Origin of the sequence: Bradyrhizobium nitroreducens, assembly GCF_002776695.1 — a bacterium.
Classification (GTDB): Bacteria; Pseudomonadota; Alphaproteobacteria; order Rhizobiales; family Xanthobacteraceae; genus Bradyrhizobium; species Bradyrhizobium nitroreducens.
The window spans coordinates 906,698-919,758 of the sequence record NZ_LFJC01000003.1 but is presented as its reverse complement, the minus strand read 5'-3'; the positions used below and the strand labels follow the sequence as shown (position 1 = coordinate 919,758).

Below are 13,061 nucleotides of genomic sequence, written 5' to 3'. Positions count from 1 at the left end.
TCATGAACCGCTTCGCGCGGAACATGCTCGCGCGCGCGAGCGGCGGTTCCGTTGCGTTGTCGCGGGTCTGGCCCGGCCGCACCGACCGGCTGATCATCGCGCCGCACGACCTGCGCACCGCGGATGCGACGCGCGCCGCCGAGATCTATGCCGGCCGCTTCGTCTTCGCCGGCAAGATCGTCAATTGCCACGGCCGCTCGATCTTCGATCTCGAGCCGCCGTCGGAGGACTGGGAGGTTGCGCTGCTCGGCTTCGGCTGGCTGCGCCATTTGCGCGCCGCCGACACTGCGCTGACCCGGGCGAATGCGCGCGCGCTGATCGAGGACTGGATCGCCAACCCCGCCAACAAGCGTCGCCCGGTCGCGCGACGCGCCGACGTGCTGGCCCGGCGCGTGATCTCGCTGCTGTCGCAGGCGCCACTGGTGCTGGGCGAGACCGACAACAAGTTCTACCGCCGTTACTTGCGCGCACTCGCACGCGAGATCCGCTTCCTGCGCTACACCATGGTCGACATTCCGGACGGGGTGCCGAAGCTCCAGGTGCTGATCGCGCTGTGCTACACGACGCTCTGCCTTGCCAATCAGGCACGGCACATCCGCAGCGCCTCGAAAAAACTGTCCGACGAATTGCAGCGGCAGATCCTGCCCGACGGCGGGCACATCTCGCGCAATCCGGGCGCGCTGATCGAGCTCCTGATCGACCTCTTGCCGCTGCGGCAGACCTTTGCGGCGCGCAACATCGCGCCGCCGCCGGCGCTGCTCAACGCGATCGACCGCATGATGCCGATGCTGCGCTTCTTCCGGCACGGCGACGGCAATTTCGCGCTGTTCAACGGCATGAGCGCGACGTCTTCGGATCTGCTCGCCACGCTGCTCGCCTATGACGACACCCACGGCGCGCCGATGGCGAACATGCCGCATACCGGTTTTCAGCGCCTCGATGCCGGCCAGACCACCGTGATCATCGACACCGGCCCGCCGCCGCCGGCCGGCGTCAGCCAAGACGCCCACGCCGGCTGTCTGTCGTTCGAATTATCGTCCGGCATCAGCCGCATCGTCACCAATTGCGGCATGCCGACCACGGGTCGCGACAATTGGCGGCCGTTCGCGCGCAGCACGGCGGCGCATTCGACGCTGACCTATCACGACACCTCCTCGTGCCAGTTCGTGGAGATGTCCGCGATGAAGCGGCTCCTGCACGGCTCGCCGGTCACAAGCGGGCCGGTCGAGGTCGAGAGCTATCGCGAAATCGTGCAGAACGGCACGTTGCTCACGACCTCGCATGACGGCTATCTCGCCAAGTTCGGGGCGATCCACCGCCGTGTGCTGATGATCGCCAATGACGGCGCGCGCATCGATGGCGAGGACATGCTGTCGCCGCCGCAGGGCGGACGCTTCAAGGGCGCAGATGCCGATTTCGCGCTGCGCTTCCATCTGCATCCCGCGGTGAAGGCGAGCCGGCTGTCGGATGCCCGCGGCGTCATGCTGGTACTGCCGAACCGCGACGTCTGGACCTTCGAGGCGCTCGACGACAAGGTGGACCTCGAGGACAGCGTGTTCCTGGCCGGCAATGACGGCCCGCGCCGCACCGCCCAGATCGTGATCCGGCAGGATGCGCGGCAGGCGCCCTCGATCCGCTGGAGTTTTGTGCGTTCCACAGCTTCGCCGACGATTACAAACGCCCGGAGAAATGCCCGGCGCGAGCCGGAACTTCCGCTGTAAACGCGCGGATTCAGCCCCATCTGAACGTTGTGAAGCACGCCGAAAACTGCTATCGAGCCCTCGTTCGCGCGACTGGCGACCTTGGATGGAGCACCATCGGGAAGCGCGACACATATCTGCCGCGCGCCTGGGCATAGACACTCCTTAAGACAGAGGATCTTGCTCATGACTGACCATCCCCGCCGCGTCACCCGCGCCCTGATTTCCGTTTCCGACAAGACCGGCCTGATCGAATTCGCCAAGGCGCTGGCCGCCCATGATGTCGAGCTTGTCTCGACCGGCGGCACCGCGAAAGCGATCGCCGCGGCCGGCCTCAAGGTGAAGGACGTTTCCGACCTCACCGGCTTCCCCGAGATGATGGACGGCCGCGTCAAGACGCTGCATCCGAAGGTGCATGGCGGCCTGCTCGCGATCCGCGACAACAAGGACCATGCGGAAGCGATGAAGGCACACGGCATCGCGCCGATCGACCTCCTTGTCGTCAATCTCTATCCGTTCGAAGCGACGGTCGACAAAGGCGCGGGCTTCGAGGATTGCATCGAGAACATCGACATCGGCGGCCCCGCGATGATCCGCGCCGCCGCGAAGAACCATGACGACGTCGCGGTCGTGGTCGAGGCAGACGACTACAAGGCCGTGCTCGACGAGCTCGCCGCCAACAGCGGCGCGACCACGCTGAAGCTGCGCCGGCGGCTTGCCGCGAAGGCCTATGCGCGCACCGCGGCCTATGACGCCGCGATCTCGAACTGGTTCAATCGGCAACTCGAGATCGACGCGCCCGACTTCCGCGCTTTCGGCGGCAAGCTGATCCAGTCGCTGCGCTACGGCGAGAACCCGCACCAGAAAGCGGCGTTCTACGCCACCCCTGACAAGCGCCCGGGCGTCTCGACGGCACGGCAGCTCCAGGGCAAGGAGCTCTCCTACAACAACATCAACGACACCGATGCGGCCTATGAATGCATCGGCGAGTTCGACGCCAAGCGCACCGCGGCCTGCGTCATCGTCAAGCACGCGAACCCTTGCGGCGTCGCAGAAGGCGCCAACCTCGTCGAAGCCTATCGCAGAGCACTGGCCTGCGATTCCACCTCGGCGTTCGGCGGCATCATCGCGATGAACCGTCCGCTTGACGCAGATACGGCCCGCGAGATCACAAAAATCTTCACCGAGGTGATCATCGCGCCCGACGCGACCGAGGAGGCGATCGCCATCATCGGCGGCAAGAAGAACCTTCGCCTGCTGCTCGCCGGCAGCCTGCCCGATCCGCGCGCACCGGGCCTCACCGCAAAGACGGTCGCCGGCGGTCTGCTGGTGCAGAGCCGCGACAACGCGGTGGTCGACGACATGACGTTCAAGGTCGTCACCAAGCGCGCGCCCACGGACGCAGAGATGCGCGACCTCAAGTTTGCGTTCCGGGTGGCCAAGCACGTCAAGTCCAACACCATCATCTACGCCAAGGATCTCGCCACCGTCGGCATCGGCGCCGGCCAGATGAGCCGGGTCGATTCGGCGCGGATCGCCGCACGCAAGGCGCAGGATGCGGCAGCTGAGCTGAAGCTCGCCGAGCCGCTCACCAAGGGCTCGGTGGTGGCCTCGGACGCGTTCTTCCCGTTCGCCGACGGCATGCTCGCCTGCATCGAAGCCGGCGCCACCGCCGTGGTGCAGCCCGGCGGCTCGATGCGCGACGACGAGGTGATCAAGGCCGCCGACGATCACGGCATCGCCATGGTGCTCACGGGCACGCGGCACTTCAGGCATTGATTTTGCCGTCATTCCGGGGCGCGCGCAGCGCGAACCCGGAATCTCGCGCGACAGCCTCTAGATTCCGGGTTCATCGCTCCGCGATGCCCCGGAATGACGGCTGCGATGCTACTCTTTCACCCGCATCAACAGCCCCAATCCCGCGACGAAGAACACCACCAGCACGGCCATGCCGGCCTTCTGGCTCGCCGTTGCCGCGGTAATCACGCCGATCAGGAGCGGGCCGATGAAGGAGGTCACCTTTCCGGTCAGCGCGAACAGGCCGAAATACTGCGCAATGCGATCCTTCGGTGCGAGACGGATCAGCAGCGTGCGTGAGGCGGCCTGCAGCGGGCCACCGGCCGCGCCGATCAGACAGCCCAGCACGAGATAGGCGCGCTCAGCCGCGCTCGAGAACAGCGGCGCGCCCGGCATGGGCGGTGTGACCTTCACGAACAACACGCTGTCCTTGTCGACGAGAAGGATCGCCGCCACGGATAATAGCAGCAGCAGCATGCTGCCGGCGATGACGCGCTTCGGACCGAGACGATCGTCGAGCTTGCCGCCGAGCCAGGCGCCGAACGTACCGGTGATCGCGAGCATGATGCCGAAGGTGCCGATCTGGATGGTGTGCCAGCCGAAGGTGCCCGCGGCATAGATACCGCCGAAGGCGAACAGCGACACCAGACCGTCGGTGTAGATCATGTTGGCGAGCAGGAACGCCGCGAGCGACTTCTGCTTCGGCAGGCTTCTGATCGATTGCTTCAGCTCCGACAATCCTTCGTGCAGCGCTTCGCGCAGCGGGTGCTTTGCCGGATAATCGGGCGTGAACAGGAACAGCGGCGTCACGAAGATCACGAACCACACCCCGGTCAGCGGTCCGACGATCCGATCGCCCTGATGACAGACCGGATCGAGCCCGAACAGCGGCGTAAGGCCGAGCAGCGTACGGCCGGTCTCGGGATTTGCAGCAAGGAAGCCGAGCACGATGATCAGGCTGACGATGCCGCCGATGTAACCCGTGGCCCAGCCGGTGCCGGAAAGCCGACCGATCCGCTCCGGCGGCACCAGCGTCGGCATCATCGCATTATTGAAGAGGGTGGCGAACTCCGCGCCGATGCTGGCGAGAGCCACCGCGGTGAGCAGCGGTGGAATGATGGCCTGATCGCCGGGCTTGCCGATCCACAGCGTGCACGAAGCCAGCACCAGCACCGCGCCGAATCCCGCAATCCATGGCTTCCTGCGGCCCGAAGCATCCGCGATGGCGCCGAGCACCGGCGACATCAGTGCGATCGCAAGGCCTGCAGCCGCCATCGCAAATCCCCACAGCGATTGGCCGGTGGCGGGATTGGGCGCAACGCTGGTGGCGAAATAGGGCGCGAACACGAAGGTCGTGATCAACGTGAAATAGGGCTGCGCGGCCCAATCGAAGAAGATCCAGCCGACGACGGCGGCGCGCGGCGGATAAGTCCGCGGCGCGCCGGCCATGCGCGCATCGGGGGCGATCGTCGTCATCACGCAGTCCTCATCACGAACAGTTTTGCCTCTCTCGGGGCAAACCGTATAGCATTGCCGCGAGGCGTGTGAACCGATCCGAAGCCGCCGCGGAAATTTGATCATGTCGTCATATCCGACTCGGCGGGCGTTTCTCGCTGTCATAATTACTCTGACGTTTGGTCTCGCGCCCGCGGCCGCTCAGGATGCCCGGCCGGGTTATGTTCCGCCGGCCCGCGACACCGTGCGCGCCGTCGCGGCCGAACATGGCATGGTGGTGGCGCAGGAGAGAATCTCCGCACAGGTAGGCGCCGACGTCCTGCGGCGCGGCGGCAATGCGGTCGATGCCGCTGTCGCGACCGGCTTTGCGATGGCGGTGACCTATCCGCGCGCCGGCAATGTCGGCGGTGGTGGCTTCATGGTGATCCATTCCGCCGACCGCAACGAAGACGTTACGATCGACTACCGCGAGACGGCGCCGGCGGCGACCACGCCGCAGATCTTCCTCGGCGCCGACGGCAAGCCTGATATGGCGAAGTCGCGGGATTCCGCGCTGGGTGTCGGCGTGCCCGGCACGGTGGCGGGACTTGCTCTGGCGCTCGAGAAATACGGTTCGGGCCAGTTCACGCTGGCGCAATTGCTCGAGCCTGCGGTCGCACTCGCCCGCGAGGGCTTCGTCGTCAGCGACGACATTGCGGATACGCTGCCGGGCTGGCACCGGCGGCTGGCACGCTGGCCTTCTTCGGCCAAGATCTTCTCGCGGCCCGATGGCACACCAATCAGTGAAGGCGACCGGCTGGTGCAGGCCGATCTCGCCGAGACGCTGTCGGCTGTCGCTGCACAGGGGCCACGCGGCTTCTATGAAGGGCCGGTTGCGGAAAGGCTCGCGAAGGCCGTGGCTGACGCGGGTGGCATCATGACGTCGGCCGATTTGAAGGCCTATCAGCCCGTGATGCGTGCGCCGGTGCGCGGCACCTATCGCGGCTACGACATCGTGTCGATGCCGCTGCCCTCGTCCGGGGGCATCGTGCTGGTGGAGACGCTCAACATCCTCGAGGGATTTCAGCTCGCCGATCTGAAGCAGGGTTCGCCGGCGTCGCTGCATCTCCTGATCGAGGCCATGAAGCGCGCCTATGCGGATCGCGCGCGCTATCTCGGCGATCCCGCCTTCGTCAACGCGCCGATCGAAACGCTGACGGCGAAGGACTACGCCGCCAAGATGCGCTCCGGGATCTCTGCCGAACGCGCCACACCATCGAATGAGCTGGTTTCCGCCGTTCCCTCGCCACGCGAGGGCAGCAACACCACGCATTTCTCCGTCGTCGATTCCCGCGGCAATGCCGTCAGCAACACTTATACGCTGAACTTCAGCTACGGCGTCGGCCTCGTTGCCGATGGCACCGGCGTGCTGCTCAACAACGAGCTCGACGATTTCACCGCCGCCGTCGGCGCCTCCAATGCCTATGGCCTCGTCGGTTTCGAGGCCAATCTGCCCGGGCCCGGCAAACGTCCGCTGTCGTCGATGTCGCCGACCATCGTGCTGAAGGACGGCAAACCCGTGCTGGTGACGGGCTCGCCTGGCGGCAGCCGCATCATCTCGACGGTGCTCCAGGTGATCGTGAACGTCCTCGACTACAAGATGGACGTCGCCGCAGCTGTCGGGGCGCCGCGGCTGCACCACCAATGGCTGCCGGACGAGGTGCGTGTCGAGAGCGGGTTTCCCAGCGATGTTCTGAAGGAGCTGAAGGCGATGGGCCATCTCATCGTCGAACCGATGGGCCAGACGTCGGCCAATTCAATTCTCGTGACGGCCAACGGGCCGCTCGGCGCGCCCGACCTTCGCACGCGGGGCGCAGAGGCGGCGGGGCAGTAGCGCTATCTCCGCATAGCCCCAAGACAGCTCCAAGATAGCTCCAAGACAGCTCCAAGGCTTGCGTGCGTCGCGACGCGTGCTACCACCGCGGCCAAGAAACTGCCGGGGAAACGCAGATGACCACGACCGATCCGAACCAGCGCATCGAACGCACCGAGATCGAAGACACCAGCCTCCTTGCTTTCTACCGCGACATGAACGTCGCCGAGCGACGGACGTTCTGGGCCTGCGCGGCGGGCTGGGCGCTCGACGGCATGGACTTCATGATCTACCCGCTGGTCATCGGCACCATCATCGCGCTGTGGAAGGTGGATGCGGCCTCCGCAGGCCTCGCCGGCACGGTGACGCTGCTCGCCTCCGCGATCGGCGGCTGGCTCGGCGGCTATCTTTCGGACCATATCGGGCGGGTGAGGACGCTGCAGATCACCATCGTCTGGTTCTCGTTCTTCTCGCTGGTCTGCGCCGTCGTGCAGAATTTCGACCAGCTCCTGATCGCACGCGCCGTGCTCGGCCTCGGCTTCGGCGGCGAATGGGCGGCAGGCGCCGTGCTGATGGGCGAGGCGATCCGGCCGCAATATCGTGGCCGCGCGGTCGGCTCGGTGCAGTCGGGCTGGGCGGTCGGTTGGGGCCTCGCAGTGCTGTCGCAGGCGATCCTGTTCTCGGTTTTGCCGCCTGAGACGGCGTGGCGCTGGATGTTCGTGATCGGCGCGCTGCCGGCGCTTCTCGTGTTCTACATCCGCCGCTCCGTCACCGAGCCGGAGATCGCGGCCGAGGCTCGCGCCAGGCACGCCGCGAGCGGCGATCGCCCGGCGATCTGGGAAATCTTCTCCGGCCCGATCCTGAAGACCACGATCCTGGCCTCGCTGATGGCGACGGGCTGCCAGGGCGGCTACTACGCCGTCACGTTCTGGGTGCCGCAATTCCTGACCAAGGAGCGGCATCTGTCGATCGTCGGCTCGACCGGCTATCTGTCGACGCTGATCATCGGCTCCTTCATCGGGTATCTCACGGGAGCCTGGCTGGCCGATCGGATCGGGCGGCGCAATCTGTTCCTGATCTTCTCGATCGGCGCCATCGCGGTGGTGCTGCTTTATACGCAGCTGCCGCTCACGAACGAGATCCTCTGGGTGCTCGGTTTCCCGCTCGGCTTCTTCGCCTCGGGCTATTTCTCCGGCATCGGCGCGTTCCTGACCGAGCTCTATCCGACGCGGCTGCGCGGCTCCGGCCAGGGCTTTTGCTACAATTTCGGCCGCGGGATCGGGGCGCTGTTTCCGTTCCTCGTCGGCGCGCTATCGGCGTCAACGTCGCTCGCAAACGCGATCGCGATCTTCGCGGTGGTCGCTTACGCGCTGTTCTTCATCGCCGCCTTTGCGCTGCCGGAGACGCGCGGACGCGTGCTGCATCCACACTAAAGCATGATCCGGAAAAGTGCGAAGCGGTTTTCCGGAAAGATCATGCGCAAACAAAAACCTAAAGCGCGATGATGATTCATCCAAACTCATCGCGCTTTAGCGATCACGGTCATCCCGGGGCCGGCTCGCAGAGCCGAACCCGGGATCTCGAGATTCTCCGGTGCGCAATTGCGCAGCTGAGGTCTGGTCCTTCGGACCATCCCGGAATGACGGTGCAAACGACTTACCGCCCCACCTGGTACGGCCCGCCCTTTTCCAGCGCGCGGGCATAGGCCGGCCGCGCGTGGATGCGCTCGAGGAACGCCATCGCCTTGGGATGACCCTGCTCGAGCCCGCCGCGCGCTTGCGCAGCTTCCAGCGGGAAGCTCATCTGGATGTCGGCCGCGGTGAACTCGTTGCCGGCGAACCACTCGCTCTTCGCAAGCTCGCCTTCCCAGTAGTCCATGTGCTGCTTGAGCTGCGGATTGACCAGCGTGGTCAACGCCTGGTTCGAGACCTTGCGCACCAACGGACGCAGCAGCGCCGGCGCGCGCTTCGGCATCAGCGTGAACAGCAGCTTCAGCAGCAGCGGCTGCATCGCAGACCCCTCGGCGTAGTGCAGCCAATAGGTGAAGCGCAGCCGCTCCGGCGTGTTCGGCGGCGGGATCAGCCGGCCGTTGCCGTAGGTTGCGACGAGATATTCGATGATCGCGCCCGACTCCGCGATGGTGTTGCCGTTGTCGGTGATGACGGGGGACTTGCCGAGCGGATGGATGGCGCGCAGCTCCTTCGGCGCCCGCATGTCCGGCTGGCGCTGATAGCGCACGATCTCATAGGGAACGCCGAGCTCCTCGAGCAGCCACAACACACGCTGCGAACGGGAATTGTTGAGGTGGTGAACGGTCAGCATCGGCAGATCCCCAGAAGGCCAGGCGTGGTCGGTCGGCCGCGTACCTGCCAGCCCGGGGGCCCAATGTCGAGCCTTTGGCGCGGATATTTTTATCCGGGTATATTGACGTTTTGAATTTACCCGGGTATTAAAGGCCCGACTTCGTCAAAATGGCAATGACTCCGATGCAGAAGATTTTCACCGCCTTCCAGGGCCCGCGCCGTCTGGTCTCCGGGCCGGCCGGCGAGGTCGCGCTGGTCGTCAAGCGGGTGGCGCAACGGCCGGACGAGCCCATCCTCATCTTCGAGGACGCCACGGGCCGATCGATCGACTTCGATCTGCGCGGCGGGGACCGCGAGGTGCTGGTGCGGCTGGCGAAGCTTGTCCCGCCCCCGGTCGCGGAGACCGCACTGCCGAACGAGCCACGCGGACGCGGCCGGCCGAAGCTCGGCGTGGTCGCGCGCGAGGTGACGCTGTTGCCGCGGCACTGGGAGTGGCTTGGCGCGCAGCCGGGCGGCGCCTCGGTCGCGCTGCGCAAGCTCGTGGATGAGGCGAGGCGCGCCAGCGGCGACAAGGACCGAGAGCGGCAGGCACGCGATGCGGCCTACCACTTCATGTCGACCATGGCGGGCAATCTGCCTCAGTTCGAGGAAGCTTCGCGCGCCCTGTTCGCGGATGATCGGCGACGCTTCACCGGGCTGATCGCGGACTGGCCCGCCGACATCCGCGACCACATCGTCAAGCTCGCCTATAGCGACCGCGCGTAAACCGCGCGGCGCTCTTCACAATCCCATCGACGGCCCAAGCCGCGCGCTTAGCGCGGCAACGGCGTCGCACGCCCTGATGAAAGGCCCCACCATGTCCGCCGCCAAGCCGCTCTGGAAGACATTTTTGCGCTTCCTCGCGCCCTTGATGCTGAGCAACGCGCTGCAATCGCTGTTCGGTACCGTCAGCAACGTCTATCTCGGCCAGATGATCGGCGTCGACGCACTGGCGGCCGTCTCGGTGCTCTTCCCGGTAATGTTCTTTCTGTTCGCCTTCGTCATGGGCCTCAGCACCGGCGCGACCGTCTTGATCGGTCAGGCCTTTGGCGCGCGCGAGCACGACAAGATCAAACTCATCGCGGGCACGACGCTTGCGATCGGCCTGTTGCTGTCCGTCTCGGTTGCGCTGATCGGCGGCCTCTTCAGCCGTCAGCTGATGATGGCGCTTGCGACGCCCGCGGACATCCTCGATCAGGCCAGCGCCTATGCGCGCATCATGCTGCTCACCATGCCGCTCGGCTTCGTCTTCCTGCTGATGACGGCGATGATCCGTGGCGTCGGCGACGCGCTGACGCCATTGCTGGCGCTGGCCTTGTCGACCGCGATAGGTCTGGTCCTGACGCCGATGCTGATCCGCGGATCGTTCGGATTGCCGGCCGCCGGCATCACCAGTCCGGCCTGGGCGGCAGCGATCTCGAACGCGCTCACGCTGATCGCGCTGGCCCTTTATCTGCTGCGGAAGAAGCACGCGCTGGCACCGGACGCGGCGCTGCTGCGTCACCTCCGGCTCAACGGTGTGATGCTGGGAAAGATCCTCGCCATCGGATTGCCGAGTGCCGTCGGCATGGTCGTGATGGCCATCGCAGAGCTGGTCCTGCTCGGACTCGTCAACGGCTTTGGATCGGATGCCACCGCGGCTTACGGCGCCGTCAACCAGGTGATGGGCTATACGCAGTTCACGGCGATGTCGATTTCGATCGCGGTGTCGATCCTCGGTGCGCAGGCGGTCGGCAGCGGCGACAGAGCCCGGCTCGACGGCATCGTGCGCACCGGCCTCGCCTTCAACCTCGTTCTGACTGGCGGGCTGGTGGCGCTGATCTACCTCGCGCCGCGCGCCGTGCTCGGCATCTTCATCACCGATGGCACCGTGCTCGATCTGGCGAAAGGGCTGCTCTTCATCGCATTGTGGAGCTCGGTGCCGTTCGGCCTCGCCACGGTGTTTTCGGGCGCCATGCGTGCCGCCGGCGTCGCGTTGACGCCCATGCTGCTCTCGATCTTCGCGATTGTCGCGATCGAGCTGCCCGCCGCGGTGATCCTGAGCCGCACGATTGGCCTGGCGGGCGTGTGGGCCGCCTATCCCATCGTGTTCTGCGCCATGTTCGTTTTGCAGATGGGCTATTACCTCCTGGTGTGGCGCAAGCGGGCCATCCAGCGTCTGGTCTGACGCTCAAAGTATTATGACCATCATTAAACGGTGGACCTGCGGGGCACGCTGCGCCACAATGGGTGAAAAGCGTCCTCAGGGAGAACGAGTTTGACCCGCACAGCCCCGCAGTTCCTGTTCGATTTCGGCAGCCCGAACGCCTATCTCAGCCATCTCGCGATTCCCGCGATCGAACAGCGCATCGGCGTCAAGTTCGAATACGTCCCGATCCTGCTCGGCGGCATCTTCAAATCGACCAACAACAAATCGCCGGCCGAGACCCTCGCGGGCGTCAAGAACAAGCGCGAATTCCAGCAGGTGGAGACCGAGCGCTTCATCAAGCGCTTTCATGTCCAGCCCTATGTCTGGAATCCGCATTTCCCCGTCAACACGCTGAACCTGATGCGCATGGCGATTGCGGCGCAAGCCGAGGGTGTATTCGAGACATATGTCGAGGCCGCCTTCCACCACATGTGGCGCGAGCCGAAGAAGATGGACGATCCTGACGTCGCGGCCAGGGCGCTTACGTCCTCCGGACTCGATGCACAGAAGCTGTTTGCTCGCAGCCAGGAACCCGAGGTGAAGGCCAGGCTGATCAAGAATACCGAGGACGCCGTCGTCCGAGGCGCGTTCGGCTCGCCGACCTTCTTCGTCGGCAACGAGATGTTCTTCGGCAAGGAGCAGCTCCGCGAGGTCGAGGAGATGGTGCTCGGGACGTAGGCGCTCATGCCCGGCGACAGAATGTGATTGCGGCAACGTTTCGGATTGCTTCGCTTCGCGCGCAATGCCGATTATAAGTAGCCGCCAAGAGCAATAATGGAGCATCCCATGCGTATCCTCGTGGTCGGCGCCGGCGCCATCGGCGGCTATTTTGGTGGCAGGCTGTTGCAGGCCGGTCGTGACGTCACCTTCCTGGTCCGTCCGAAGCGCGCCAGCGAGCTCGCAAGCGCCGGCCTCGTCATCAAGAGCCCGAATGGCGATGTGACGCTGAAGAACCCGCCGACCGTGCAGGCGGATGCGCTCAAGGACAAGTTCGACGTCGTGCTCTTGAGCTGCAAGGCGTTCGACCTCGACGACGCCATCAAATCGTTTGCCGCGGCGGTCGGTCCTGATACCGCTGTCATCCCCATGCTCAACGGCATGCGCCATCTCGACATCCTCGACGCCAGGTTCGGCAAGGAGCGCGTGCTCGGTGGCCTCTGCGCTATCGCCGCGACCTTGAACGAGAAGCGCGAGGTGGTGCAGCTGCAGCCGATGCAGGCGATCAGTTACGGCGAGCGCGACGGAACGCCGTCAGATCGCGTCAAGGCGATCGACGAGGCCTTCAGGAGCGGCATCACCGGCGCCGCCGCCAGTCAGAACATCATGCAGGACATGTGGGAGAAGTGGGTGTTCCTCTCCTCGCTCGCTGCATCCACCAGCCTGATGCGCACCTCTGTCGGCAACATCCTTGCAGCTCCAGGGGGAAGGGATTTCCTGCTCGGCATGCTCGATGAGACCAGTTCGATTGCCACCGCCTCGGGTTATCCGCCGGGTGGCCCGTTCTTCGAGCGGGTGAAGGGCAACCTCACCACCGAGGGATCGCCGATGACGGCCTCGATGTTCCGCGACATCAAGGCCGGCCTGCCGGTCGAGGCGGATCATGTCATCGGCGATCTGATCGCGCGCGCAGACGCCGCGAAGGTGCCGGTGCCGAAGCTGCGCATCGCCTACACGCATTTGAAGGCGTATGAGAAGCAGCGGGCGGGGTAGGCGGTAATCCCACTCTC

The 13,061-nt window shown here is 65.3% G+C and carries 10 protein-coding genes and 1 riboswitch; of the genes, 8 read left to right on the top strand and 2 right to left on the bottom strand.

The window, feature by feature from the left end; all coding sequences use genetic code 11:
- Positions 1-2: 2 nt before the first annotated feature.
- Positions 3-1,721, top strand: a complete 1,719-nt coding sequence (locus TSA1_RS04620; RefSeq protein ID WP_174718756.1) for a heparinase II/III family protein — start codon at positions 3-5, stop codon at positions 1,719-1,721.
- A gap of 58 nt (positions 1,722-1,779) precedes the next feature.
- Positions 1,780-1,861, top strand: a riboswitch (ZMP/ZTP riboswitch).
- Positions 1,862-1,886: 25 nt separating this feature from the next.
- Positions 1,887-3,479 (top strand): bifunctional phosphoribosylaminoimidazolecarboxamide formyltransferase/IMP cyclohydrolase, encoded by a 1,593-nt coding sequence (gene purH, locus TSA1_RS04615; protein WP_100175313.1) that lies wholly within the window; start codon positions 1,887-1,889, stop codon positions 3,477-3,479.
- Positions 3,480-3,587: 108 nt separating this feature from the next.
- Here purH and TSA1_RS04610 read toward each other — a convergent pair whose 3' ends face one another.
- Positions 3,588-4,973, bottom strand: a complete 1,386-nt coding sequence (locus TSA1_RS04610) for an MFS transporter (protein WP_100175312.1) — start codon at positions 4,971-4,973, stop codon at positions 3,588-3,590.
- Between the two features lie 103 nt (positions 4,974-5,076).
- Here TSA1_RS04610 and ggt point away from each other — a divergent pair, with 103 nt between their 5' ends.
- Positions 5,077-6,825: a gamma-glutamyltransferase gene (ggt, locus tag TSA1_RS04605; RefSeq protein WP_174718755.1), complete on the top strand. Its 1,749-nt coding sequence runs from the start codon at positions 5,077-5,079 to the stop codon at positions 6,823-6,825.
- A 116-nt stretch (positions 6,826-6,941) separates the two neighbouring features.
- Positions 6,942-8,237, top strand: coding sequence for an MFS transporter (locus tag TSA1_RS04600; RefSeq protein WP_100175311.1), 1,296 nt, complete (start codon positions 6,942-6,944; stop codon positions 8,235-8,237).
- Positions 8,238-8,460: 223 nt separating this feature from the next.
- Here TSA1_RS04600 and TSA1_RS04595 read toward each other — a convergent pair whose 3' ends face one another.
- Entirely contained in the window at positions 8,461-9,126 is a 666-nt protein-coding gene (locus TSA1_RS04595) for a glutathione S-transferase family protein (RefSeq protein WP_063198664.1), read from the bottom strand.
- Positions 9,127-9,275: 149 nt separating this feature from the next.
- Here TSA1_RS04595 and TSA1_RS04590 point away from each other — a divergent pair, with 149 nt between their 5' ends.
- From TSA1_RS04590 to panE, 4 genes are all read left to right on the top strand, one after another.
- Positions 9,276-9,872, top strand: a complete 597-nt coding sequence (locus tag TSA1_RS04590; protein WP_100175310.1) for a DUF2239 family protein — start codon at positions 9,276-9,278, stop codon at positions 9,870-9,872.
- Between the two features lie 76 nt (positions 9,873-9,948).
- On the top strand, positions 9,949-11,313 hold the full coding sequence (locus TSA1_RS04585) for an MATE family efflux transporter (protein WP_100175309.1): 1,365 nt from the start codon (positions 9,949-9,951) through the stop codon (positions 11,311-11,313).
- Between the two features lie 90 nt (positions 11,314-11,403).
- The gene (locus TSA1_RS04580) at positions 11,404-12,012 is read left to right on the top strand and encodes a 2-hydroxychromene-2-carboxylate isomerase (RefSeq protein ID WP_100175308.1); all 609 of its coding nucleotides are present in this window, start codon (positions 11,404-11,406) and stop codon (positions 12,010-12,012) included.
- A 108-nt stretch (positions 12,013-12,120) separates the two neighbouring features.
- Positions 12,121-13,044 (top strand): 2-dehydropantoate 2-reductase, encoded by a 924-nt coding sequence (gene panE / locus TSA1_RS04575; RefSeq protein ID WP_100180966.1) that lies wholly within the window; start codon positions 12,121-12,123, stop codon positions 13,042-13,044.
- Positions 13,045-13,061: the final 17 nt, after the last annotated feature.

Excerpts from the sequence above, each read along its gene's own strand:
- TSA1_RS04620 (WP_174718756.1), top strand. The coding sequence starts at position 3 with ATGAACCGCTTCGCGCGGAACATGCTCGCGCGCGCGAGCGGCGGTTCC.
- TSA1_RS04595 (WP_063198664.1), bottom strand. The coding sequence starts at position 9,126 with ATGCTGACCGTTCACCACCTCAACAATTCCCGTTCGCAGCGTGTGTTG.
- TSA1_RS04585 (WP_100175309.1), top strand. The coding sequence starts at position 9,949 with ATGAAAGGCCCCACCATGTCCGCCGCCAAGCCGCTCTGGAAGACATTT.
- TSA1_RS04600 (WP_100175311.1), top strand. The coding sequence starts at position 6,942 with ATGACCACGACCGATCCGAACCAGCGCATCGAACGCACCGAGATCGAA.
- purH (WP_100175313.1), top strand. The coding sequence starts at position 1,887 with ATGACTGACCATCCCCGCCGCGTCACCCGCGCCCTGATTTCCGTTTCC.
- TSA1_RS04610 (WP_100175312.1), bottom strand. The coding sequence starts at position 4,973 with ATGACGACGATCGCCCCCGATGCGCGCATGGCCGGCGCGCCGCGGACT.
- ggt (WP_174718755.1), top strand. The coding sequence starts at position 5,077 with ATGTCGTCATATCCGACTCGGCGGGCGTTTCTCGCTGTCATAATTACT.
- TSA1_RS04590 (WP_100175310.1), top strand. The coding sequence starts at position 9,276 with ATGGCAATGACTCCGATGCAGAAGATTTTCACCGCCTTCCAGGGCCCG.
- panE (WP_100180966.1), top strand. The coding sequence starts at position 12,121 with ATGCGTATCCTCGTGGTCGGCGCCGGCGCCATCGGCGGCTATTTTGGT.